The following is a 23,603-nucleotide window of genomic DNA, read 5'->3' as shown; positions in this document are numbered from 1 at the left end:
AGACACACCATGTCCAAGCTCGATCTCGAATGGCTCGCCGTGTTCGACGAGGTCTACAAGACCGGCAACGTCTCCAAGGCGGCCGAGCGGCTGGGCATGGCGCAGGCCGCGGCCAGCACCGCGCTCAACAAGCTGCGCGCGCACTTCGACGATCGCCTCTTCACCCGCACCGCGCAGGGCATGCAGCCCACGCCGCATGCCGAGCGCATCTACCCGAACCTGCGCGAGGTGCTGGCCCAGCTGTCGCAGGCCCGGGGCAACCGCAGCAGCTTCGAGCCCGCGGAGGCGCAGCGGCGCTTTCGCATCTGCATGACCGACATCAGCGAGGTGGTGCTGCTGCCAGGCCTGCTGGACCACCTCAGGCACGTGGCGCCGGGGGTGCACATCGAGACCGAGATCATCTCCACCAACAGCGGCCGCCGCCTGCAGGACGGCGAGGTCGACCTCGCCGTGGGCTTCATGCCGCAACTGGATGCGGGCTTCTACCAGCAGACGCTCTTCATGCAGAACTTCGTGTGCCTGGCCGCGCAGAACCACCCGCGCATCGGCGCCCGGCTCACGCGCAAGCGCTTCGAGGCGGAGGCGCATGCGGTGGTGTCCACGTCCGGCACGGGGCATGCCATCGTCGACACGACCATCGCGCGGCTGGGCCTGAAGCGCGACGTGGTGGTGCGGCTCTCCAGCTTCCTGAGCGTGGCGCGGATCGTGGCGCACACCGAGCTGCTCGTGGTGGTGCCGCGCATCCTGGGCAAGGTGCTGGCCACGCAGGAGCCGGTGAAGCTGCTGGAGCTGCCCTTCGCGCTGCCGGACTACGCGGTCAAGCAGCACTGGCACGAGCGCTTCCACGCCGACCCGGGCAACGCCTGGCTGCGGCGCGCGCTGGCCCAGCTCTTCAGCGGCAGCTGAGCGTGCCAGGGCCTGTTTACCCTACGCAAGGGGTCGCGTTGCTTCGCCAAGGGGCTGGCTGCAAGGCGCCCGTGCGCAGCAAGGCTTGCGCCTTGCAAGCGCGGGCAACGCCGCAGACGGCCCCTTGGCGAAGCAACCCGCAGGGAAGCTCGCCACAGCCCGCCCCTCCGCGTTGCGCTCCTTGTGCGTGCGGACGCACGCACGGCGTCGCGCGCCTTGAGGGGCGGGCTGTGGCGAGCTTCGCGACCCCTTGCGTAGGGTAAACAGGCCCTCGCGACGGGCGGCGCGGCTGGCAGCGGGCGCCCGCTCGCATAATCGCGGCTCCCCACCACAGCCCATCCAACAAAGGCGGCGCCCCATGTCTTCGATCACCCTGCGTTTTCTGGCCGAGCCCAGCACCGTCAACTTCGGCGGCAAGGTCCACGGCGGCACGGTCATGAAGTGGATCGACGAGGCCGGCTACGCCTGCGCCACCAGCTGGGCCAAGCGCTACTGCGTCACCGCCTTCATCGGCAGCATCCGCTTTCACCGGCCGATCATGATCGGCGACCTCGTCGAGGTCGAAGCCCGTCTCGCCTACACCGGCACCACCAGCATGAACATCTCGGTGGAGGTGCGCAGCGGCGACATGAAGGGCGGCATGATGGAAAAGACCACCGAGTGCCTGATCGTCTTCGTCTCGGTCGACTCGCACGGCCGGCCGCTTCCGGTGGAAGCCTTCGTGCCCGGCACGCCCGGCGAAATGGCGCTGGCCGAGCGTGCGAAGGCGCACCTGGACGCGAGCCGCGCGGCCGGCGCTACGCCTTGAGCCGCACCAGGTAGAGGCGAAGCTCTAACGGGAGCGATGCCCAGCGGCTAGAGTCAGCCGATTGTTTTCACAGGAACAGCGCGCATGGCGACTCAAGACGACGACAGCAACAACAAGTCCTCCGACCGCATCAAGGACTCCGCACAACAGATCTGGCTCGCAGGCCTGGGCGCCTTCGCCAAGATGCAGCAGGAAGGCAGCAAGGCCTTCGAGGCGCTGGTCAAGGACGGCGCCGGCATGCAGAAGAAGACCCAGACCGCCGCCGAAGAAACCCTCGCCCAGGCCCAGCAGCGCATGGCCGGCTTCGCCAGCGAGTTCGGCACCAAGGCCGCGGGCCAGTGGGGCAAGCTGGAGAACATCTTCGAAGAGCGCGTGGCGCGCGCCCTCGAAAAACTCGGCGCCCCATCGGCCGCCGACATGGCCGCGCTGCAGGCGCGCGTCGATGCCCTCGAAGCGCAACTGAAGGGCAGCGCGAAGACGGCAGCGACCGCCCGCAAAACCACCGCACGCAAGACCGCGGCAGCGCCCGCCGCCAAGAAGACGCTGCGCCGCCCCAAGGCCGGCTGACCTGCCTCTCCCCAATTGCGGCGCTGCACAAAAAAGTCGGCGCCGCAAAACATGTCCCGCACCGTTCATGGTGCAGTGCACATACGCTAGAGTGTTCCCAAGACCAAGAGACACACCGGGGGCACCGACATGGCAAAGAAGGCGCCACGCCGCACAGCGCAACGCATCCTCGAAGCCGCATTGGACCTGTTCAACCGCTTCGGGGAACCGAACGTCTCGACCACGCTGATCGCGGGCGAGCTCAACATCAGCCCGGGCAATCTCTACTACCACTACCCCGCCAAGGAAGAGCTGATCAACAAGCTCTACCAGGGCTACGAGGCCGAGCTCAACGAGCTGCTGCATGCGAGCGAAGGCGTGCACGACGTGGAGGACGCGTGGTTCTTCATGCACACGCTCTTCGAGCTGATCTGGCGCTACCGCTTTCTCTACCGCGACCTGAACGACCTGCTGAGCAAGAACCGGCACCTGGAAACCCAGTTCCAGCTGGTGCTGAAAAACAAGGCACGCGCCATCCGCCAGCTCATCGCCGGCCTCGGCCGCGCCGGCCACCTGGACATCGACGCGCACGAGATCGATCCGCTGGCCCAGAGCATGGTCGTGGTGCTGACTTACTGGCTGAGCTACGAATACGTGCGCAACCCGCGCGAAGCGCTGGAGCCGGCGCATGCGCAAGGCGCGCTGATGCGCGGCGGCCACCACACCCTGCACCTGCTCGCCCCCTACCTGGGACGCGAACAACGGCGGCATCTGCTGACACTGAGCAATGCCTACAACGGCGAAGATGCCACGCACCACGTGGTTCCGACTGTCGACATGGCGGCCTAGGGCCTGTTCAACCCATGCCCCACCCCGATTTCAAACCGCTCTCGCTGATGTCCGCCGGCCCGGTCGCCGCCAACGCGGAACCGTGGAAGCCGCTCCCCTACCCCGACGTGCCGCGCTTCGACGCGCGCAGCGTGCTGCCGCACTGGACGCGCCTGCACGCCGGCCATCACCTGCCCCCGCCGGACGCCGATGCGCCGCTGGCCGAGGGTTGGGCGCTGTACCACAGCGGCGAATTCGAACGCGCCGCCGCCATCGGCCTCCTGCACGGCTCCGAAGGCCTGGTGCTGGCCAACCAGGCCACCGCCATCTATGCCAACTACGTCGAGCCGCGCGAGGGCGCCCGGCTCGCGCTGTTCCGCCAGGTGATCGAGCGCGCCGGCGCGCAGGTCGCCGCCGAGCCCGACAACTGCCAGGCGCTCTACTGGCAGGCCTACGCGCTGGGCCGCTACAGCCAGGGCATCAGCGTGGCGCGCGCGCTGGCGCAGGGACTGGGCAGCAAGCTCAAGGGCGCGCTGGAGCATGTGATCGCGCTGCAGCCGAACCACGCCGACGCGCACGTCGCGCTGGCCGCGTTCCACGCCGAGGTGATCGACAAAGTGGGCGCGCTGGTCGGGCGCATGACCTACGGGGTGCGCGCCGAGACCTCGGTGGAACTCTTCGAGCGCGGCCTCGCACTGCATCCGCATTCGGCCGCGGGAATGATGGAATACGCCCGCGCCCTCCTGATGCTGCACGGCGATTCGCGCATGGGCGAGGCCACGCAGCTCTACGAAAAGGCCGCGGCGCTCAAGCCCGCGGATGCGCGGGAGCGGCTGGACGTGGAGCTGGCGCGGGCGGGGCTGTCGGACTGACCTGCGCGCGCGTCAGCGCGTCAGCGCGTCACCGCATCACCGTCTCTGGCGCGTCACCCCGACCTGCTCCAGGAACGCCCGCACGCGCGGCTGCCACACTTCGGGATAGCGCGAAAACAGCGCATGCCCGTCCTCGCCGTACGGCGGGAACTGCGTGAACTCGCCCTTGCCGCCCGCATCCCTGAAGGCCTTGAACCACTCCTGCGGATAGGTCGGCCCGAAGTACTGGTCGTTCTCGGTGTAGATCCACAGCGTGGGCATGTGCGCCGTCTTGCCGTACTGGCCGAACAGGCGCTCCATGGCCTCCGGCGAACACGGGCGCTGCGGCTGGGTCTTCGGATTGCCACCACCGCCGCCCGCGAAGTTGATGGCCGCCACCACGCCCGCGGGGTTCTGGGCGGCGGCCGCGATGGCGATGGTTCCGCCGAACGACTGCCCGAGGATGACCGCGCGCGCCGGATCGACATCGGGCCGCGCGCGCATCAGCTGCAGCACCCGCAGCGTCTGCGCCAGCCCCGCCTCGTAGGCCGGCCCGTAGCGCCTGGCGCCGCACTGGCCGCTGGCTTCGACGTCTTCGCCGCCGGTCACGCCGTAGCCGATGCGGGTCGGCACCGCGACCACGAAGCCCTGCGCCACGAAAAAGCGCGACGCCACTGAATAACGCGCGCGCCCCATGGCCGCGCGCTCCGCGGCCTGCGCCGCCCGGCCGTGGTTGAGCACCATCAGCGGGGCCGGTACCGGGTTCGCGTCGTCCGAGAACACCGTCACCCGGATGGACTGCTCGACGCGCTTGCCGTAGATGTCGCTGACCTGCACCGGCACGTCGAGCTGTTCCTCGCGCAGCGCGCCATGCGCGCCCGTGGCCGCCAGCAGCGGCAGCAGCACTTGAAGCAGCGCGGCACACCAGCGTATGGATGTCTTCTTCATGAATGTCCCTTGCGCTCGCGGTTATTAAGATTGCCGTTTCGACTCATCTTCTTCCCACCCGCCATGTCCGACCTCAACGCCCAATTCGAAGCCGCCCAGGCCAACTCCAAGCTCTTGGCCGAGCGCCCCGACAACCCGACGCTGCTGAAGATCTACGGCCTCTTCAAGCAGGCCACCGAAGGCGACAACACGGCCAAGAAGCCCAGTTTCAGCGACATCGTCGCGCGTGCCAAGTGGGATGCGTGGACCGCCCAGAAGGGCGCGAGCGCCGATGAGGCGAAGCAGAAGTACATCGACCTCATCGAATCCCTGCGCGCCTGACCCCGCGCCAGGAACCGTTCGGGCTGAGCTTGTCGAAGCCCTGCGCGACGCGTCGACAAGCTCAGCGCGAACGGATTTGCCTTTTCAACCCACGATCCCGCGCGCGTGCAGCGCGGCGATCTGCCCGGCGCTCAGGCCGATCTCCCTCAACACCGCATCCGTGTCCGCGCCCAGCGCCGGCGCGTTGTGCCGGTGGCTCGCCGGCGTGAGGGAGAGCTTGGGCACGAAGCCGGGCACCGCGAGCGCGCTGCCGTCGGGCATTTGCACCTGCTGCAGCATGCCGCGCGCGGCGTAGTGCGGATCGGCCGCGATGTCGGCGATGGTGTAGATGCGGCCGGCCGGCACATGCGCGGCGTCGAGGGCGGCGAGCACCTCGTCCACGGTGCGCGCGGCCGCCCAGTCGCCGATGGCGGCATCGAGCATCTCCACCTGGGCCACGCGGCCCGCGTTGCCCACCAGCGCGGGATCGGCGGCCAGGTCAGGGCGGCCGATGCATTCCATGAGCCGGCGGAAGATGCTGTCGCCGTTGCCCGCGACGATCGCGTAGCCGCCGTCCGCACAGCGGTACGCGTTGGTCGGTGCAATGCCGGGCAGTGCGCTGCCGGCCGCCTCCCGCACCGCGCCGAACGCGCCGTACTCGGGCAGGAGGCTTTCCATGCAGTTGAAGACCGCTTCGTAAAGCGCCACGTCGATCACCTGCCCCTTGCCCTTCGGATATTCGGCGCTCACCGTCGCGTGGCGGTGCTGCATCGCCATCAGCACGCCGATCACGCCGTGCAATGAGGCCAGCGTGTCACCGATCGACACGCCCACGCGCACCGGCACGCGGCCGGGCTCGCCCGTGAGGTGGCGCAGCCCGCCCATCGCCTCGGCCACCACGCCGAAGCCGGGGCGGTCGCGGTAGGGGCCGGTCTGGCCGTAGCCGCTGATGCGCAGCATCACGAGGCCGGGGTTGGCCGCCAGCAGCGCGTCGGGCCCGAGGCCCCAGCCTTCCATCGCGCCGGGGCGGAAGTTCTCGATCAGCACGTCGGCCTCGGCCACGAGCTGCCGCACGATGGCCTGCGCCTCGGGCTCGCGCAGGTCCAGCGCCAGCGAGCGCTTGTTGCGCGACTGCACCTGCCACCAGACCGAGGTGCCGTCCTTCAGCAGCCGCCAGGTGCGCAACGGATCCCCCGCGCCGGGCGGCTCGATCTTCACCACCTCGGCGCCGAAATCGGCCAGCGTGCGTGCGGCGAAAGGCCCGGCGATCAACTGGCCGAGCTCGACGACCTTGAGGCCGGCCAGCGGGCCCGCGGCGGTCGGCGCGGCCTGGGAAGAAGCGGTATTCGTCATGGCGCCAGAGTGTGCCGTGTCGCGGCGCGCGCTCCGCAGGGCGGGAAAACACCTATGAATTCTTGACGCTGCATATCCGGCGCTTTCCGCACCGCAGCAATCGTCCGCCGGTTACACCGCTCTCCCGAGGAGAAAGGCGCTTGCTGCACCGCAATGCCTTTGCCAACCCGCTTGCGCGAAGGTCAAAAAAGTATCAACTTCGGACCCCGAGTCTGGTTGTTGACGTCCTGGGCGATTCGTACAGTCCGCTCCACTGTCACGCGTCGCAACCACAACAAAGAGACAAGGAAAGGGACCCGCTCATGCAGCCTGATCTGGAAATCGTCGAAGTCCGCAGCGATGAATCGTTCACCGCCTGGGCGCACGGCTATCCGTACCGCACGGTGCGCTGGCACTTCCATCCCGAGTACGAGATCCAGCTGATCGTGGAGACCCGGGGCGTCTACTTCGTGGGCGACCACGTCGGCCACTTCGAGCCCGGCAACCTCGTGCTCATGGGCCCGGACCTGCCGCACAACTGGATCAGCGACGTGCCCGCGGGCCAGAGCGTGGAGCGGCGCGGCATCGTGATCCAGTTCCCGGCCGGCCTCGTGAAGAACATGGCGGCCACCTTCCCCGAATTCGAGCGCATCGCGCCGCTGCTGGCCGAGTCGGGCTCGGGCCTCCTGTTCTCCGCCGAGACGGCGCTCGCGGCCAAGCCGGTCATGGAGTCGCTGCTCCAGGCGCGGGGCCTGCGCCGCGTGATCCTGCTGCTCTCGCTGCTCGAGCTCCTGGTCGACAGCCACGACCGCCAGCGGCTCGCGAGCCCCGCGTTCAAGCCCGACCCGAAGGCCTTCATGTCGCACGCCATCAACAACGTGCTCGCGCACATCTCGGCCAACCTGGGCGACGAGCTGCGCGAACCGATGCTCGCCGAGCTGGTGGGCCAGAGCCCGAGCGCGTTCTCGCGGTCGTTCCGAAAGCACACGGGCCAGTCGTTCGTGCGCTATGTGAACCGGCTGCGCATCAGCCGCGCCTGCGAGCTGCTCACCAACAGCGAGAAGCCGGTGCTGGACGTCTGCATGGACGTGGGCTTCAACAACGTCTCGAACTTCAACCGGCAGTTCCTCTTGCACAAGCGCATGCCGCCGACGAAGTTCCGCAACTTCCATCGCATGCAGGCCGCGGCCTCGCGCGCCGCCAATTCGCCGTAGCCGGCGTTCGGTTTTTCGTTCCCCGCGTCGTTACCGGCGCGGCGCATCGGGCGCCGCGCGGAGCACGCCTTTGCCCGCGTTTTTTCGACAGTCCACACGAACCCAAGGAGACCGCAACCATGAAGAACCTTCTCAACGCCACCGCCCTCACCGCCCTCACCGCCGCACTGCTGTGCGCCGCTACCGCCGCCCAGGCGCAGGCGCCCAAGCAGCCGCTGCGCATCGGCATGACCTTCCAGGAGCTGAACAACCCCTACTTCGTGACGATGAAGCAGGCGCTCGAAGAAGCCGCGGCCACCATCGGCGCGACGGTCGTCACCACCGATGCGCGGCACGACGTGGCCAAGCAGATCGGCGACGTGGAAGACATGATCCAGAAGAAGGTCGACATCCTTCTCCTGAACCCGACCGACTCCACCGGCGTGCAGTCGGCGGTGCGCTCGGCCAAGAAGGCGGGGCTCGTCGTGGTGGCGGTCGATGCGAATGCGCAGGGCCCGGTCGATTCCTTCGTCGGCTCCAAGAACACCGACGCGGGGCGCCTGGCCTGCGAATACCTCGCCAAGAACATCGGCGAGAAGGGCGACGTGGCGATCCTGGATGGCATCCCCGTCGTGCCGATCCTGGAGCGCGTGAAGGGCTGCCGCGAAGCGCTCGCCAAGTACCCCGGCATCAAGGTGGTGAGCACGCAGAACGGCAAGCAGGAGCGCGCCACCGCGCTCACCGTGACCGAGAACATCCTGCAGGCCAACAAGAACCTCAAGGGCATCTTCAGCGTGAACGACGGCGGCTCGATGGGTGCGCTCGCGGCCATCGATGCGAGCGGCAAGGACGTGAAGCTCACCAGCGTGGACGGCGCGCCCGAAGCCATCAAGGCGATGCAGAAGCCGGGGTCGAAATTCATCGCCACCACCGCGCAGTACCCGCGCGACCAGATCCGACTGGCCATCGGCATCGCGCTCGCCAAGAAGTGGGGCGCCAACGTGCCCGCCGCGGTGCCGGTGGACGTGAAGCTGATCGACGCCGAAGGCGCGAAGACCTTCACCTGGTAACGGCGCACGGCACGACGGCTCAGGACCAGGCCATGAACTCCGCAGAAGAAATGCTCCGACTGGAAGGCGTCTCCAAGCGCTTTCCGGGCGTGAAGGCACTCTCGGGCATCGACCTCTCGATCCGCAAGGGCGAGGTGCACGCGCTGCTCGGCGAGAACGGCGCGGGCAAGTCGACGCTGATGAAGATTCTCGGCGGCATCTACCAGGCCGACGAGGGCCGCATCTTCATCGAAGGCAGCGAGCGCAAGTTCGCGGGCTACAACGACGCGATCGCCGCGGGCATCGGCATCATCTTCCAGGAGTTCAGCCTCATCCCGTACCTGAACGCGGTGGAGAACATCTTTCTCGGCCGGTACCTGAAGAACCGCTTCGGGCTGATGGACAAGGCGGCGATGAAGCGCTCGGCGCAGCAGCTCTTCGCCGAGCTGGGCGTGCAGATCGACCTGGGCGTGCCGATCTGCCGGCTCTCGGTGGCGCAGCAGCAGTTCGTGGAAATCGGCAAGGCGCTGTCGCTGAAGGCGCGCCTGCTGGTGCTCGACGAGCCGACCGCCACGCTCACGCCGAACGAGGCCGGACACCTCTTCAGGATCATGCGCGAGCTGCGCGCCAAGGGCGTGGCGATGATCTTCATCTCGCACCACCTCGATGAAATCTTCGAGGTGTGCGACCGCATCAGCGTGCTGCGCGACGGCGCCAACGCGGGGCATGCGGACGTGGGCGCGACCGATGTGGATGCGCTCGTCGAGATGATGGTGGGCCGCCGCATCGCGCACAACTTTCCGCCCAAGCCGCAGCCCGCGCCGCGCGGCCGCAAGGTGCTGGAGGTGCCCGAGATCCAGCTGGCCAAGGGCGGTCCGGTCAACAGCTTCGAATTGCACGAAGGCGAGATCCTCGGCTTCGCGGGACTCGTCGGGTCGGGCCGCACCGAGCTCGCGCTCGGGATGATGGGCGCCGACCGCGTGCACCGGAAAACGGTGCTGCGCAACGGCCAACCCGTGCGCCTGAACGACCCGACCGAGGCGCTCGCCAACGGCATCGGCCTCCTGCCCGAGAGCCGCAAGGTCGAGGGGCTGATCACCGACTTCACGATCCGCTTCAACATCTCGATGAACAACCTGGGCAAGCACAAGAGCGCGGGGCTTGTGAGCCAGAAGTCCGAGAAGCAATCGGCCGGCGAGCTCGCCAGGCGCGTCGGCGTGAAGGCGCCGAGCATCGAGACGCGCGTGGCCACGCTCTCGGGCGGCAACCAGCAGAAGGTGGTGATCGCGCGCTGGCTCGGCCATGCGAGCGAGGTGCTGATCTTCGACGAGCCCACGCGCGGCATCGACGTCGGCGCCAAGGCCGAGATCTACGGCCTGATGCGCGAACTCACGCGCCAGGGCAAGGCCATCGTCATGATCTCGAGCGAGCTGCCCGAGATCGTCGGCATGTGCGACCGCGTCGCTGTGTTCTCGGGCGGGTCGATCGTGGCCACGCTCGAAGGCGACTCCATCAACTCGGGCGACATCATGCGCCACGCAACCACAGGGGGTTCGCAATGAATGCCACCGCCAGCCATCCCACGCCGCCGGTTCCCACCGGGGGATTCTTCACGCAGCTGCGCCGCTCGACGGCCTTTCTCCCCCTGGTGGGGCTGATCGCGATCTCGGTCTTCATGATCGTGGCGACCGACAACTTCCTCTCGTGGGGCAACCTGCAGAACATCGCGCTGCAGTCGTCGATCAACGCGATCATCGCGGTGGGCATGACGGCCGCGATCCTCACCGGCGGCATCGACCTCTCGGTGGGCGCGGTGGTGGCGCTGTCGGGCACGCTGGCCTCGGGAATGATGGTGCAGTTCGGGCTGCCGCCGATGCTCGCCGTGCCGCTCGGGCTGGCGGTGGGCGTGGTGATCGGCCTCTTCAACGGCTACTGCGTGGCGTACCTGCGCATGCCGCCGATCATCGTGACGCTGGCCACCATGGGCATCGCGCGCGGCATTGCGTTGATCTACACCGGCGGCTATCCGATCGACGGGCTGCCCGATTCGTTCGCCTTTCTCGGCGGCGGCGTGCTCGCGGGCATCAAGGTGCCGATCCTCATCATGCTGGCGACGTACCTCGTGGCGTATGTGCTGCTGAACATGGCGCCGTTCGGCCGCTACGTGTATGCCATCGGCGGCAACGAGGAGGCGACGCGCCTGTCCGGTGTGCGCGTGTCCCGCTACAAGCTGCTCGTGTATGCGCTGAGCGGCCTTACCGCGGCCATCGCCGGCATCGTGCAGGCGGCGCGCGTCACGAGCGGACAGCCCGGCGTGGGCGTGGGCTTCGAGCTCGATGCGATCGCGGCGGTGGTGATGGGCGGCACGTCCATCGCCGGCGGGCGCGGCGCGATCGTGGGCACGCTGGTCGGTGCGCTGCTGCTGGGCGTGCTGAACAACGGTCTCAACATGATCGGCGTGTCGCCGTACCTGCAACTGATCATCAAGGGCGGCATCGTCCTCCTTGCGATCTTCATCAGCCGCGAAGCCAAGCGCTGACCCATCCCACCTTCCCTTCACACCTCCTGATCACAAGGAACCCATGTCTTATCAAAAGCTCCAGCCCGGCGCCTCGGGCGCCATCGGCGCACTCTCCGCAGTGCAGGCGGCCATGCAGGCCGTCGTGTGCCACGGCCCCAAGGACTACCGGCTCGAAACCGTCGCCATGCCGGCCATCGGCCGCAACGAACTGCTGATCTCCATCGCCGCCTGCGGCATCTGCGCCTCCGACTGCAAGTGCCACTCGGGCGCGAAGATGTTCTGGGGCGGCGACGGCCAGCCCTCGTGGGTGAAGGCGCCCGTGATCCCGGGCCACGAATTCTTCGGCTACGTCGAGGCACTCGGCGAAGGCGCCGCCGAGCACTTCGGCGTGGAGAAAGGCGACCGCGTGATCGCCGAGCAGATCGTGCCCTGCGGCAAGTGCCGCTTCTGCACCACCGGCAAGTACTGGATGTGCGAGGTGCACAACATCTTCGGCTTCCAGCGCATCGTGGCCGACGGCGGAATGGCCGACTACATGCGGCTGCCGCCCACGTCGCGCGTGCACAGGATTCCCGACGGCATCTCGCTGGAAGACGCGGCCATCATCGAGCCGCTCTCGTGCGCGATCCACACGGTGAACCGCGGCGACATCCAGTTCGATGACGTGGTGGTGATCGCGGGCGCCGGTCCGCTCGGCCTGATGATGGTGCAGGCCGCGGCCCTGAAGACGCCCAGGAAGCTGATCGTGATCGACCTCGTGCCCGAGCGCCTTGCGCTGGCAAAGCAGTTCGGCGCCGACGTGACGATCAACCCCAAGACCGAGAACGCCGACACCATCGTCAAGGGCCTGACCGAAGGCTACGGCTGCGACGTGTACATCGAGACCACCGGCGCGCCCATCGGCGTGACGCAGGGGCTGGAGATGATCCGCAAGCTCGGCCGCTTCGTCGAGTTCAGCGTGTTCGGCTCGGAGACCAGCGCCGACTGGTCGATCATCGGCGACCGCAAGGAGCTCGACGTGCGCGGCGCCCACCTGGGGCCGTACTGCTACCCGATCGCCATCGACCTGCTGGCGCGCGGGCTCGTCACGTCCAAGGGCATCGTCACGCACGACTTTCCGCTCACCGAATGGGAGCGCGCGTTCGCGCTGGCGAACTCGCTGGACTCGATCAAGGTGCTGCTCAAGCCGCAGCCTCAGCAGCGGAACGCGGCGTCATGAAATACGTCATCGGCGTCGACATCGGCACGCAGAGCACCAAGTGCCTGCTGGTCGGCATCGACGGCAAGGTGCATGCGCAGGCGAGCGTGGCCTATCAGCCCGAGACGCCGAAGCCGCTGTGGGCGCAGCAGGACTGCGCGGTGTGGTTCGACGCAGTCTGCGAGAGCGTGCGCGCCTGCGTGACAAAGAGCGGCGTCGCGCCCGCGGACATCGCCGCGATGTGCGTGAGCAGCCTCTATGGCGGCGCGGGCATCCCGGTCGATGAGGCCATGCAGCCGCTGCACCCGTGCCTCATCTGGATGGACCGCCGCGCCACCGCCGAGGTCGACGCGGTGAACGCGACGCTCGATGTGGCGCGCTTGCAGGCGATCACCGGCAACGGCGTCGACAGCTACTACGGCTTCACCAAGATGCTGTGGATTCGCGAGCACCTGCCCGCGGTGTGGGCGAAGACGCGCTGGTTCCTGCCGCCCAACAGCTACATCAACTGGCGGCTGACCGGCGAGCTCGCGGTCGACCACAGCTCGGCCGGCAACATCGGCGGCGTGTACGACGCGGCGCAGCGCCGCTGGTCGTTCGAAGCGCTCGGCATGCTCGGCATTCCGGCGCGCATGATGCCGCCGCGCCTGGTCGAATCGAGCGACGTGGTCGGCGGCCTCGGTGCCGAATGGGCCACGAAGCTCGGCCTCGCCGAAGGCATGCCGCTGATGGCCGGCGGCGTCGATGCGGCCGTGGCCACGTTCTGCGCGGGTGTGACCGGCAGCGGCGACCACGTCGCGATGATCGGCACCAGCATGTGCTGGGGCTTCGTGAGCCGGGCGGTGGACGCGCGCCACCGGCTCATCACGATGCCGCACGTCTACCGCGGCGCGGACCGCAGCTATGTGTTCGGCGGCGCGATCACCGCGGGCGCGGCCGTCACCTGGTTCCGCGAAGCCTTCTGCCAGGTCGAAGTGGCCGAGGCCGCGCGCACCGGCGAAGACGCGCACGCGCTGATCGAGCGCAAGGCCGTCGACGTGCCGCCCGGCGCGGAAGGCCTGGTCTTCCTGCCCTACCTGATGGGCGAGCGCAGCCCGATCTGGGACGCGCAGGCCAAGGGCGCGTTCATCGGCCTCTCGCTCGCGCACAGCCGCGCGCACCTTTATCGCGCCGTGCTCGAAGGCGTGAGCTTCGCGCTGCAGCACAACATCGAAGCGGGCCGGCAGAGCGGCCAGCCGCTGGACGACCGCCTCATCGTGGTCGGCGGCGCGGCGCATTCGGACCTCTGGATGCAGATCGTCGCGGACATCACCGGCTACCCCGTGTTCACCATCGAGGAAGAGGTCGAGGCGGCCCTCGGCGCGGCGATGCTCGCGGCGCTTGGCGCGGGGCTGGTCGATGCGGCGACTGCGGAGCGCGGCTGGGTCACGCTGGTGGAACGCGCGCGGCCCGAGCCATCGGCGCAAGCCGTGTACCGGGAGCGCTTCGAAATCTACAAATCTCTTTATCCCGCGCTGCGGGATGCGATGCATCGGCTGAAATGAAATTCGCTTCCTGATTCGACCGCAGGTTCAGGGCGACGCCCACGCCGACGGGGCACCTTGCTCCGCGAATGTCCCCCGGGGCTTTGCCCCTCCTCCTTGATTTCGCTGCGCAAGGCACCCCATCGGCGTGCTCGTTTTTTGGAGCACTGGTTGATCGGCCAGCACCACGACAGCGCTCGGTGTGCGCAGGGCATCGGGTGCTCCCCGCAGCGAAATCAAGGAGGAGGCGAAGCCGGGGGACATTCGCGGAGGGGAGTACCCGGTGGCCTGTGCACTCACCCTGAACACATGCCTCTCCAAACAAGACAACAGACCATGACAACAACCTTCGATTTCTCCACCCGCCGCGCCCTCGTGACCGGCGCCAGCAGCGGCATCGGCCGCGCGGTAGCGGTGCAGCTCGCCCAGTCGGGCGCAGCGGTAACGGCAATCGGCCGCAACATCGCAGCGCTCGACGCCCTGCACGCAGAAGCAGGCTGCACGCCTCTCGTGGTCGACGTGGGCGACGCCGCCGCGTTGGAACGCGCGCTCGCACTTTTGCCTGCCTTCGACCTCGTGGTGAACTGCGCCGGCATTGCATTGCTCGAATCCGCGCTCGGCCTGCAGGCCGAGAGCTTCGATGCCGTGATGGCCGTCAACGCGCGCGCCGCGGCACTGGTCGCTTCGCGCTGCGGCAAGGCGATGATCGCGGCCGGTGTGCGCGGCAGCATCGTCAACGTGTCCAGCCAGGCCGCGCTGGTCGCGCTCGATGCGCACCTTTGCTACTGCGCATCGAAGGCGGCGATGGATGCGATCACGCGCTCGCTGTGCCTCGAATTCGGGCCGCACGGCATTCGCGTGAACAGCGTGAACCCGACCGTGACGCTCACGCCGATGGCTGCGCAGGCGTGGGCCGATCCGGCCAAAAGCGCGGCGGCCTTGAGGAACATTCCGATGGGAAGGTTTGCAGAGGTCCAGGAGGTGGTCTCACCGATCCTCTTCCTGCTCTCCGATGGCGCGTCGATGGTCAGCGGCGCGGCGCTGCCGGTCGACGGCGGCTACACGATCGTCTGAACCCGATCAGGCGAAGCGCGTGCCGCCGCTCGGCGAATCGAGCAGCGCGTCGAGGTTGCGCGAGATCTTCTGCTCGATCTGCTCGCTGAAGCTGCTGAACAGGAAGCCCAGCGTGGCCTCGAGCTTGAAGGTATCGGCGGTCACCTCGACCGTGCCATCGATGCCGGGGCGGCTGAACTGGGCGACGTCGCAGGTCTTGCCCTCGGTGTAGGTGCACTCCAGGCCGTAGTCCTGCTCGACCTGCTGCACCCATTGGCGCGCGACTTCGCGGGCGCCGGCAATGCCCAGCGTGTGGTTTCTCTCGATATGGATGTCAGGCACCGTGATCTCCGTTGTTGTTGTCGCTGGAATGCGTTTGCAGGATGCCCGTGGCGGCCTGCAGGGCCCTGCGGCGTTCTTCCATGGTCGGCAGCGCGGCGATGCGCCGCACCTCAGTGTAGAAGCGTGGCCAGTCGCGGCCCTCGTGCGCGAACAGCGCCTCGAAGGCCGGCACCAGGTCGTCGTACGCACCCTGCGCGCCGAAGGCCGCGTTGTTGGCACGCGCCACCCAGCCATCGTAGGCGCCCTGGCGCGGGCCGGGCCAGCCTTTCTTCAGCTCGGCATAGCGCGCGCGGAAGTCGGCCATCGCAGTCTTCTTCATCGCCTCGACCGCGGTCCAGTCCCTGGCCTTGGCCTCGGGCGACTCGTACACCTGCGTGAGCGCGCGGCGGGTGTTGAGCGCGAGCGCGCGGAACTCCTGGCGCTGGCCGTCGAACTGCGCGTACTCGCGGCGCGCCGCCTCGCCGGCTTCGCGCTGCAGCCACATGCCGCCACCGATGCGCTCGACCGCGGTGGCGTACGACTCGTTGAACACCGTGTCTCCCGGCACGTAGAGCACCTGGTGCGCGAGTTCGTGGAACACGATGCGCGCGAGCTCGCCCTCGGGGTAGCCGATGAAGGTGGAGAGCAGCGGATCGCCGCCGGCCCAGTTCATCCAGCCGAGCGTGGAGTACGCGGGCACGGGGTACACGGCCACTTCGAGGTCCAGCGCGCGCTGCGCCTCGGCTTCGGCCTTGGCCGCGTCTTCGCTGTAATAGCCGCGGTAGCCCACGCAGCCGGCCACCGGGAAGCACCAGCTCTTGAGCGTGAGCGAATACGGCGGCGCGGCCACCACGTTCCACACGGCTGCGGGGCGGTGCAGGTCGGCATACGACTTGTAGCTCGCGTTGTCGGGCAGGCCGAGTTCGCTCGAGGCGAAGCGGCGGATGCGCTGCGTGAGTTCGAGCTTGGCCTTCAGCGGCGCCGAGGTGGCCGGGTCCGCGAGCCATTCGGGCACCGGCTTGGCGGCCTGCATGATGCCGATGTGGCCCCTGGCGGACTGCCAGTAGTAGCCCAGGTCCGCGCAGCCCGTGAGGAACAGGGCGCCGGCCAGCGTCAGTACGGGAAGCGCTCTCACACGCGCTCTCACAAGGGTTCGACTTCGACGAGGCAGTCGTAGAAGGTCGGGCCGCGGCCGATGTCGGTCAGCCGCTGGCTCGTGAGCTGGTTGACGTTGGTGCCGTCGCCGCCGAACTTGCGCCACCAGATGCCCATGCCGTGCACCACGCCCTGGCGCGCGCGGCGCGAGACCTCGGCGCGGCAGCGGTGCTCGCCGCGCCCGTTGAACACGCGCACCATCGCGCCGTCCTCGATGCCGCGCGCGGCGGCGTCGGCCGCGTGGATCTCCAGCAGCGGCTCGACCTCGATCGCGCGCAGGCTCGTCACGTTGACGAAGGTGGAGTTCAGGAAATTGCGCGCGGGCGGCGAGATCATCGCGAGCGGAAACTCGGTCGAACTGCCGGCCGGCTCCCAGTTGGGCACGTGGTCGGGCAGGCCGTCCATGCCCATGGCTTGGAGGCGCGCGCTGAAGAATTCGCAGCGGCCCGAGGGCGTGGGGAACTGGCCTTCGGCAAAGGGCGCCTCGGGCAGCTTCACGCTGGTGAAGCCCTGCGTCAGCATCTGCGCGTAGTCGATGGCGTTCTCGGCGAACGCGGTGCGGCACAGCGCTTCGTCGTCGTCCGAGAAACAGGGCTCGTCGAAGCCCATGCGCCGCGCCAGCTCGCGGAACACCCAGGCGTTGCTGCGGGCCTCGCCGCGCGGCGCGACCGCGGGGCGGTTCAGCAGCACGTCGGTGTGGCCGTAGCTCGTGTGGATGTCCCAGTGCTCCAGCTGCGTCGTGGCGGGCAAGAGGTAGTCGGCGTAGTCGGCCGTGTCGGTGCGGAACTGCTCCATCACCACAGTGAAGAGGTCTTCGCGCGCGAAGCCCGCCACCACCTTGGCCGAATCGGGCGCCACAGCCACCGGGTTGCTGTTGTAGACCACGATGGCCTTCACCGGCTTCGCCGCGTCGAGCAGCGCATCGCCGATGGTGCTCATGTTGATGGTGCGCGGGCGGCGCCCTTCGAGCAGGTCAGGGCGCTGCAGCGCGGCGCGGTCGACCGGAAAGTGGCCCGAGCTGCTCAGCAGCAGCCCGCCCGCCCGGTCGCGCCAGGCGCCCACGAGCGCCGGCAGGCAGGCCACGGCGCGCGCCGCGTTGCCACCGCCGCGCACGCGCTGCATGCCGTAGTTCAGGCGGATGGCCGCGGGCTTGGTCGTGCCGTAGGCCTCGGCCAGCGCCACGATCTGCGCTTCGGGAATGCCGCAGACCTCGGCCGCGCGCGAAGGCGGCCACTGCAGCGCGCGCTCGCGCAGCTGTTCCCAGCCCAGCGTGTGGTTGGCGATGTAGTCGTGGTCGAGCCAGTCGTGCACGATCAGCTCGTGCATCAGCGCCAGGGCCAGCGCGGCGTCGGTGCCGGGCAGGAGCGCGATGTGCTCGTCGCACTTGTCGGCGGTCTCGGTCCTGCGCGGATCGATGCACACCAGCCGCGCGCCCGCGCGCTTGGCCGCCTGGGCGTGGCGCCAGAAATGCAGGTTGCTCGCGATGGAGTTGCTGCCCCAGATCAGGATCAGCTTCGCCTCGGCGAAGAACTCGATCCGCATGCCGACCTTGCCGCCCAGGGTGTGGACCATCGCCTCGCCGCCGGCCATCGAGCAGATGGTGCGGTCCAGCAGCGATGCGCCCAGCTTGTGGAAGAAGCGCCGGTCCATCGATTCGCCCTGCACCAGCCCCATGGTGCCCGCATAAGAGTAGGGGACAATTGTTTCCGGATCGGCCTGCAATGACCGAAGATGCGCGGCGATGTCGTCCAGCGCGGCGTCCCACGAGACCGGCTCGAACTGGCCGCTGCCCTTGGGGCCAACGCGCTTCAGGGGCTGCACCAGCCGCTCGGCATGGTCGTTGCGTTCGATGTAGCGCGACACCTTGGTGCAGAGCACGCCGCCGGTGTGCGAATGGGCGGCATTGCCCTGCAGCTTCACGGCCACGCCGTCCTTGACGGTGGTGACGAGTGCGCAGGTGTCGGGGCAATCGTGTGGACAGGCGCCCAGCACGGTGACCGTCTGGGAGGCTGGTGGGGCGGAAGTCGTGGCTTCCAGGGAGTCCGGTGCGTGGGGCATCGGGCAAGTCTAATTTGAGTGCGGAAAAACGCGCAGAGGGAGTTTTTCACCATGGTGAATCGCAGGCATTTTTCCTTGGCTGTCGGCGCCGCCGCCACGCTGGGCAGCTTCCGGATCGCGCAGGCGCAGACCGAGGCGCCCCTCGTACTGGGCCAGTCCGCGCCTTTCACCGGCCCGGCCGCGCAGCTGGGCATCCAGTTCCACCAGGGTGCCAAGGTGTTCCTGGACCAGTACAACGCCCAGCCCGGCCGCCGCAACGTGGTGATCAAGAACCTGGACGACGGCTACGAGCCCGACCGCTGCGCCGCCAACACGCAAAAACTCATCGAGGAAGACGTGTTCGCCCTCTTCGGCTACATCGGCACCCCGACCAGCCTGGCCGCGCTGCCGCTCGCGGTGAAGGACAAGGTGCCGTTCATCGCGCCGTTCACCGGCGCGATGTCGCTGCGCGAGCCCTTCCACAAGAACGTGTTCCACCTGCGCGCCTCGTACAACGACGAGACGGCACTGATGGTCAAGCAGCTCACCCACCTGGGCCTGAAGAAGATCGCGGTCTTCTACCAGAACGACGCCTACGGCAAGGCCGGGCTCGACGGCGTGACGCTGGCGCTCTCGCAGCTGGACTTGAAGCCCATCGCCATGGCCACGGTGGAGCGCAATTCGGCCGACGTGGCGCAGGCGGTGAAAGCCATCGTGGGCGCGCGGCCCGATGCGGTGGTGCAGGTGGGCGCATACAAGGCGTGCGCGGCGTTCATCCGCGAGGCGCGCAAGGCGAGCTATGGCGGCACCTTCATCAACCTGTCGTTCGTCGGCACGCAGGCACTGGCCGACGAGCTCGGCAAGGAAGCCGCGGGCGTCATGGTGACGCAGGTGGTGCCCTCGCCCTACAACCCGGCCAACGCGATCACGCGCGAATTCGTCGATGCGGTGCGCAAGGCGGGCGGCGGGGCCAGCGCGAACTTCTCGAGCATGGAGGGCTACCTGGCCGCCAAGGTGCTGACCGAGGGGCTGCGCAAGGCGTCGGGCAAAGTCACGCGCGAGAGTCTTGTCGGAGGGCTGGAGAGCATCGACCGGCAGCAGTTCGGTGGGTTCGAGGTGTCGTTCTCGGCGAAGAACCACGTGGGGTCCAAATTCGTCGAGCTGTCGATGCTGACTGGGGATGGGCGGGTTCGGACCTAGTTTTTTTGGCGCGCTTGTTCAGGGCGCGTGCACAGGCCACCGGGTGCTCCCCTCCGCGAATGTCCCCCGGGCTTCGCCCTCCTCCTTGATTTCGCTGCGGGGAGCACCCGATGCCCTGCGCACGATGAGCGCTCTGCTTGTGCGGGCCGATCAACAAGTGCTCTGAAAGATCGCGCTGGCGGTGGGCTCTGTTTCGCGAAATCAAGGAGGAGGCGAAGCCGGGGGACATTCGCGAAACAGAGCCCACCGTCGGCGTGATCGCCGCCCCGAACGCTCAGCCGCTCAACCCATCCACCGCCTGGAACATCGCCTGCCGCGCCTGGCTCACGATCTGCCCGCGCCAGGCATCGGTGTCCGTGTAGAACGCCTCGACCATCCGCGCGCGAATGCCGTCGGCCAGGTCGGCCGGCGCATCGGGGTGCTTGTGCAGCCAGTGGTCGGCGCGCAGGGCACCGGTCACTTCCAGGATCGGCAGCGTGCCGTATTCGAGCGCGATGCCGGTGTATTCGGCCTTCGGGCACTCCTCGTAGACGGCGTCCCACATCAGCCCGCGCAGCAGCGCCGATGTCGATGAACCGTCGTAGATCGAGGTGACGGGCGCCGCGGGCGTGCCCCACCAGGCGTTCGCGCGGGCATAGGCGGTCTTGTCGTCCTTGCCTGCGTAGATGCGCTCGCCCAGGCCATTGGGGCCGAGCCCCGTGTGCAGGTCGATCCAGGCGATGCGCCTGGCGTTGCCCGCATGGCGGCGCAGCACGCCGCGGATGGTCTTGTTGCTCCAGGTGGGCGCCTTGCCGCCGAAGAAGAGGCCATCGTCGAACTGGTACTGGCCGCTGGTGACCGCCGCCTGGTAGGCGGTGGCGCCGTGCTTCTCGATCCACTTCTCGACGGCCGCCTGGTTCTCGGGCGTGGGCGGCCAGGTGTCGGGCAAGAGCAGCGGATGCAGCTTGGCGTAGGGCTCGTTGACCGGCGCCGGCTGCGAAAAATCGATGAAGTTGCGGTTCAGGTCGACGTTCTCGTGCGTCACGCGCCGGCCGTAGGAAAAACCGTGCGGGTTGAGCGCGTGCACGTAGAGCACCGCCACGCCCTGCGCCTTGGCCTTGTCGCGCCACTCGGCATCGTGCAGCGCGAACACCTGCACGCCGCTGCCGCAATGGCCCTCGACGCCGTGGCAGGCGCTCGTGACGACCAGCAGGCGCTCGGCGTTCGCATCGCCATCGAGCGCCACGTCCATCGAGAGGTCTTCGCCGTCGCGGCCCTTGAGCGGGTGCGCATGCGGCTCCACGGTGAGGCCCGCGGCGACGCAACCCTGCAGGAATTTCTGGCGCGCCTGGGCATAGCGCGGCGAAAAGGCCTCGCCGATGCCGATCATGAGACGTTGCCGCCGGGCTTGTTCAGGAACTGCTCGGCGATCTGCACCCAGCAGGTGGCGCCCAGCGGGATCAGGTCGTCATTGAAGTCGTAGCTCGCGTTGTGCAGCGTGCACGGGCCCTCGCCATGGTGCACGTCGCGGTGCGCGCCGTCGCCGTTGCCGATGAAGGCATAGGCGCCGGGCTTGGCCTGCAGCATGAAGGCGAAGTCCTCGGAGGTCATGGCGGCCTCTTGCTTCAGCACGTTCTCCGCGCCGACGATGCCGCTCATCACGCCGCGCGCGAAGTTGGCCTCGGCCTCGGTGTTGACGGTGGGCGGGTAGTAGCGATCGAAGCGGAAGTCGCAGGTCGCGTCGTGCGCCGCGCAGATGTGCTCGGCGATCTGCTTCATCTTCGCCTCGATCATGTCGAGCACCTCGATCGAGAAGGTGCGCACCGTGCCCGAGAGCTCGCAGTTGTCGGGGATCACGTTGTTGGTTTCGCCCGCATGGATGGTGGTGACCGAGATCACGGCCGAATCGGTCGGCTTCATCTTGCGGGTGAGGATGGTCTGGAAGGCCTGCACGATCTCGCAGGCGATCGGCACCGGGTCGATGCCCGTCTGCGGGAGCGCCGCGTGGCCGCCCTTGCCGATCACGTTGACGTGGAACTTGTTGCCCGACGCCATCACCGGGCCGGGGCTCACGGCGAACTGGCCGGCCTTCATGCCGGGCCAGTTGTGCATGCCGAAGACGGCGTCCATCGGGAACTGCTCGAAGAGCCCTTCCTTGATCATTTCGCGGGCGCCGCCGCCGCCCTCTTCGGCCGGCTGGAAGATCAGGTAGACGGTGCCGTCGAAATTGCGGTTCTTCGCCAGGTGCTGGGCGGCTGCGAGCAGCATCGCCGTGTGGCCATCATGGCCGCAGGCGTGCATCTTGCCGTGGTGCTTGCTGGCGTGATCGAAGGTGTTGAGCTCGGTGACGGGCAGTGCGTCCATGTCGGCGCGAAGGCCCACGGCGCGGTTGCTGGTGCCGTTCTTGACGATGCCCACGACGCCGGTGGTGCCCAGGCCCCGGTGGATGGGAATGCCCCATTCGGTGAGCTTGCCGGCCACCACGTCGGCGGTGCGTACTTCCTGGAAACAGAGTTCGGGGTGGGCGTGGAGGTCACGTCGGACGGCGGCGATGCCGGCCGCCTGCGTGACGAGCGAATCGATGAGTTTCATAGGTCACAGTCTAGGCTTTGCGAAGTGCGCCGCAAAGACCGTGCCGGGCAAACCCTCAGCGGCCGAGACTCTTCAGATACTCGGCGCGCGCGGCGATCGCGGTGTCGGTGAAGTCGGTGAAAACGCCGTCCACGCCGAGCTTGTAGTAAATCGCGTACTCGTTCTTGCCGTCCTTGTTGTAGTCGGCGGCCAGGCGGCGCGACTCGTTGCGGAAGGTGAAGGGGTGCACGAACAAGCCCGCCTTGTGGGCGTCGGCGATCAGCGTGGTGGGCGAGACCGAGGTGGCGTCGGCGTCGTTGATCTTGCCGTCCTTGTTCACGTCGATCGGCTTGCCGTCCGCGCCGATGCTGCCCTTGATGGTCACGATGTAGCGCTTCCACGGACCGATGCCGTCAGCGTAGGTCTTGATCTCGGCCAGGCCCGCGGGCGTGACCATGACGTCGAAGTTGCGCTTGTCGCCGGCCTTGGTCCATTCGTAGGGGCGGTCCACCGGAATGGCGTAGGTCATGGCGCCCGTCTTCATGTCGATGCCGTCGCCGTCGATCAGCTGGATGAGCTTGGTCTTCAGGCCCTTGCCCTTCATGTACTTGAGGCTGCCCGGCTCGAACGACTGCACGTAGATCGGCGCGGTCTTGCTGTTCCAGCCGGCTGCGTCGATGGCGGCGATCATCTTGTCTTCCAGCGGCAGTCCGAGGTCGCGGAAATAGGTCGGATTCTTCGACTCCGGGTAGATCGCGATGGTGCGGCCGGTTTCCTTCGACTTGGCCTTGGCGAAATCGATGATCTCCTGGAAGGTCACGATCTTGAACTTGCCGTTGAATTCCTGCGGGCGCTCGGCGTCCGTGGAGATGCCGCCCAGCGTCTTGATCTCGGCCAGCGTGAAGTCGTTGCTGAACCAGCCGGTCTGGGTTTCGCCGTCGACCTTGATGGTCTTCTTGCGCGAGGCGAAGCGGGGGTGCTTGGCCACGTCGGTGCTGATGGCCAGGTTGGGGTCGTGGCGGGCGATGAGCACGCCGTCCTTGGTGGAGACCAGGTCCATCTCGATCACGTCGGCGCCCAGCTCGATGGCCTTCGTGTAGGCCTCCAGCGTCTGCTCGGGCAGGTAGCCCGAGGCGCCGCGGTGGGCAATGACCAGCGGCGGATTGCCGTCCAGCGTCAGGAGCTTGGCCGGGCCCGAGGGGCCGGTGCTGCCGCAGGCCGCGATGCACAGGGCGGCGGTGGCGGTCAGTGCGATCTGAAGGGTGCGCATGGTCTTTTTCTCCA

The 23,603-nt window shown here is 68.0% G+C and carries 22 protein-coding genes; 14 read left to right on the top strand and 8 right to left on the bottom strand.

The annotated features are described in order from the left end of the window. Positions 1 to 9 precede the first annotated feature (9 nt). The 5 genes from JC881_RS17845 (at position 10) to JC881_RS17825 (ending at position 3,960) form a co-directional block, all read left to right on the top strand. Positions 10 to 906: a LysR family transcriptional regulator gene (locus JC881_RS17845; RefSeq protein ID WP_198787046.1), complete on the top strand. Its 897-nt coding sequence runs from the start codon at positions 10 to 12 to the stop codon at positions 904 to 906. Positions 907 to 1,264: 358 nt separating this feature from the next. Beyond that, the gene (locus tag JC881_RS17840) at positions 1,265 to 1,714 is read left to right on the top strand and encodes an acyl-CoA thioesterase (protein ID WP_042580045.1); all 450 of its coding nucleotides are present in this window, start codon (positions 1,265 to 1,267) and stop codon (positions 1,712 to 1,714) included. An 84-nt stretch (positions 1,715 to 1,798) separates the two neighbouring features. After that, entirely contained in the window at positions 1,799 to 2,281 is a 483-nt protein-coding gene (locus tag JC881_RS17835; RefSeq protein WP_198787045.1) for a phasin family protein, read from the top strand. Positions 2,282 to 2,410: 129 nt separating this feature from the next. Continuing rightward, entirely contained in the window at positions 2,411 to 3,109 is a 699-nt protein-coding gene (locus JC881_RS17830; protein ID WP_198787044.1) for a TetR/AcrR family transcriptional regulator, read from the top strand. 14 nt (positions 3,110 to 3,123) lie between these two features. Then, on the top strand, positions 3,124 to 3,960 hold the full coding sequence (locus JC881_RS17825; protein WP_198787043.1) for a hypothetical protein: 837 nt from the start codon (positions 3,124 to 3,126) through the stop codon (positions 3,958 to 3,960). A gap of 36 nt (positions 3,961 to 3,996) precedes the next feature. Here the strand turns inward: JC881_RS17825 and JC881_RS17820 are convergent, their stop codons facing one another. Further along, entirely contained in the window at positions 3,997 to 4,887 is an 891-nt protein-coding gene (locus tag JC881_RS17820; RefSeq protein WP_198787042.1) for a dienelactone hydrolase family protein, read from the bottom strand. Between the two features lie 63 nt (positions 4,888 to 4,950). Between JC881_RS17820 and JC881_RS17815 the strand changes: the two genes are divergently transcribed. Then, complete coding sequence (locus tag JC881_RS17815) at positions 4,951 to 5,208, top strand: acyl-CoA-binding protein (protein ID WP_198787041.1); 258 nt, start codon at positions 4,951 to 4,953, stop codon at positions 5,206 to 5,208. 84 nt (positions 5,209 to 5,292) lie between these two features. Here the strand turns inward: JC881_RS17815 and JC881_RS17810 are convergent, their stop codons facing one another. Then, entirely contained in the window at positions 5,293 to 6,540 is a 1,248-nt protein-coding gene (locus tag JC881_RS17810; RefSeq protein WP_198787040.1) for a CaiB/BaiF CoA transferase family protein, read from the bottom strand. Between the two features lie 302 nt (positions 6,541 to 6,842). Between JC881_RS17810 and JC881_RS17805 the strand changes: the two genes are divergently transcribed. The 7 genes from JC881_RS17805 to JC881_RS17775 all read left to right on the top strand — a co-directional run bounded on the left by JC881_RS17805 (position 6,843) and on the right by JC881_RS17775 (position 15,077). After that, the gene (locus JC881_RS17805; RefSeq protein WP_198787039.1) at positions 6,843 to 7,733 is read left to right on the top strand and encodes a helix-turn-helix domain-containing protein; all 891 of its coding nucleotides are present in this window, start codon (positions 6,843 to 6,845) and stop codon (positions 7,731 to 7,733) included. Positions 7,734 to 7,852: 119 nt separating this feature from the next. Then, positions 7,853 to 8,782, top strand: a complete 930-nt coding sequence (locus JC881_RS17800; RefSeq protein ID WP_198787038.1) for an ABC transporter substrate-binding protein — start codon at positions 7,853 to 7,855, stop codon at positions 8,780 to 8,782. Between the two features lie 32 nt (positions 8,783 to 8,814). Then, positions 8,815 to 10,323, top strand: a complete 1,509-nt coding sequence (locus JC881_RS17795) for a sugar ABC transporter ATP-binding protein (protein ID WP_198787037.1) — start codon at positions 8,815 to 8,817, stop codon at positions 10,321 to 10,323. Next, positions 10,320 to 11,300: an ABC transporter permease gene (locus JC881_RS17790; protein ID WP_198787036.1), complete on the top strand. Its 981-nt coding sequence runs from the start codon at positions 10,320 to 10,322 to the stop codon at positions 11,298 to 11,300. Before JC881_RS17795 ends, JC881_RS17790 begins: the two co-directional genes overlap by 4 nt. Before the next feature lie 43 nt (positions 11,301 to 11,343). Then, positions 11,344 to 12,501, top strand: coding sequence for an alcohol dehydrogenase catalytic domain-containing protein (locus JC881_RS17785; RefSeq protein WP_443083357.1), 1,158 nt, complete (start codon positions 11,344 to 11,346; stop codon positions 12,499 to 12,501). Further along, positions 12,498 to 14,024 carry an FGGY-family carbohydrate kinase gene (locus JC881_RS17780; RefSeq protein WP_198787035.1) on the top strand — a complete coding sequence of 509 codons (1,527 nt, stop codon included), beginning with the start codon at positions 12,498 to 12,500 and terminating at the stop codon, positions 14,022 to 14,024. The genes JC881_RS17785 and JC881_RS17780 overlap by 4 nt, the downstream gene beginning before the upstream one ends. A 315-nt stretch (positions 14,025 to 14,339) precedes the next feature. Continuing rightward, positions 14,340 to 15,077 carry an SDR family oxidoreductase gene (locus tag JC881_RS17775; protein WP_198787034.1) on the top strand — a complete coding sequence of 246 codons (738 nt, stop codon included), beginning with the start codon at positions 14,340 to 14,342 and terminating at the stop codon, positions 15,075 to 15,077. Positions 15,078 to 15,083: 6 nt separating this feature from the next. Here the strand turns inward: JC881_RS17775 and JC881_RS17770 are convergent, their stop codons facing one another. Genes JC881_RS17770 through JC881_RS17760 form a run of 3 tightly spaced genes read right to left on the bottom strand, consistent with a single transcriptional unit; the run spans position 15,084 to position 18,590 of the window. Further along, entirely contained in the window at positions 15,084 to 15,398 is a 315-nt protein-coding gene (locus tag JC881_RS17770; RefSeq protein ID WP_198787033.1) for a polyhydroxyalkanoic acid system family protein, read from the bottom strand. After that, positions 15,391 to 16,512: an aminopeptidase gene (locus JC881_RS17765; protein WP_198787032.1), complete on the bottom strand. Its 1,122-nt coding sequence runs from the start codon at positions 16,510 to 16,512 to the stop codon at positions 15,391 to 15,393. Before JC881_RS17765 ends, JC881_RS17770 begins: the two co-directional genes overlap by 8 nt. Positions 16,513 to 16,520: 8 nt before the next feature. Continuing rightward, positions 16,521 to 18,590 (bottom strand): molybdopterin-containing oxidoreductase family protein, encoded by a 2,070-nt coding sequence (locus JC881_RS17760; protein ID WP_198787031.1) that lies wholly within the window; start codon positions 18,588 to 18,590, stop codon positions 16,521 to 16,523. A 51-nt stretch (positions 18,591 to 18,641) separates the two neighbouring features. Here JC881_RS17760 and JC881_RS17755 point away from each other — a divergent pair, with 51 nt between their 5' ends. After that, the gene (locus JC881_RS17755) at positions 18,642 to 19,769 is read left to right on the top strand and encodes an ABC transporter substrate-binding protein (protein ID WP_198787030.1); all 1,128 of its coding nucleotides are present in this window, start codon (positions 18,642 to 18,644) and stop codon (positions 19,767 to 19,769) included. A 274-nt stretch (positions 19,770 to 20,043) separates the two neighbouring features. On the opposite strand, the gene JC881_RS17750 is transcribed toward JC881_RS17755, so the two are convergent. From JC881_RS17750 to JC881_RS17740, 3 genes are read right to left on the bottom strand one after another with little or no spacing between them, the layout of a single operon-like run. Beyond that, positions 20,044 to 21,138, bottom strand: coding sequence for a M14 family metallopeptidase (locus tag JC881_RS17750; RefSeq protein ID WP_198787029.1), 1,095 nt, complete (start codon positions 21,136 to 21,138; stop codon positions 20,044 to 20,046). Further along, on the bottom strand, positions 21,135 to 22,340 hold the full coding sequence (locus JC881_RS17745) for a M20 aminoacylase family protein (RefSeq protein WP_198787028.1): 1,206 nt from the start codon (positions 22,338 to 22,340) through the stop codon (positions 21,135 to 21,137). The genes JC881_RS17750 and JC881_RS17745 overlap by 4 nt, the downstream gene beginning before the upstream one ends. A 55-nt stretch (positions 22,341 to 22,395) precedes the next feature. Beyond that, positions 22,396 to 23,589 (bottom strand): glycerophosphodiester phosphodiesterase, encoded by a 1,194-nt coding sequence (locus tag JC881_RS17740; protein ID WP_198787027.1) that lies wholly within the window; start codon positions 23,587 to 23,589, stop codon positions 22,396 to 22,398. Between the last annotated feature and the right edge of the window lie 14 nt (positions 23,590 to 23,603).

Source organism: Variovorax sp. IB41 (assembly GCF_016405905.1).
GTDB lineage: Bacteria > Pseudomonadota > Gammaproteobacteria > Burkholderiales > Burkholderiaceae_C > Variovorax.
Note: the sequence above shows the minus strand (reverse complement) of the source record. Positions and strands in the feature narration are given on the sequence as shown.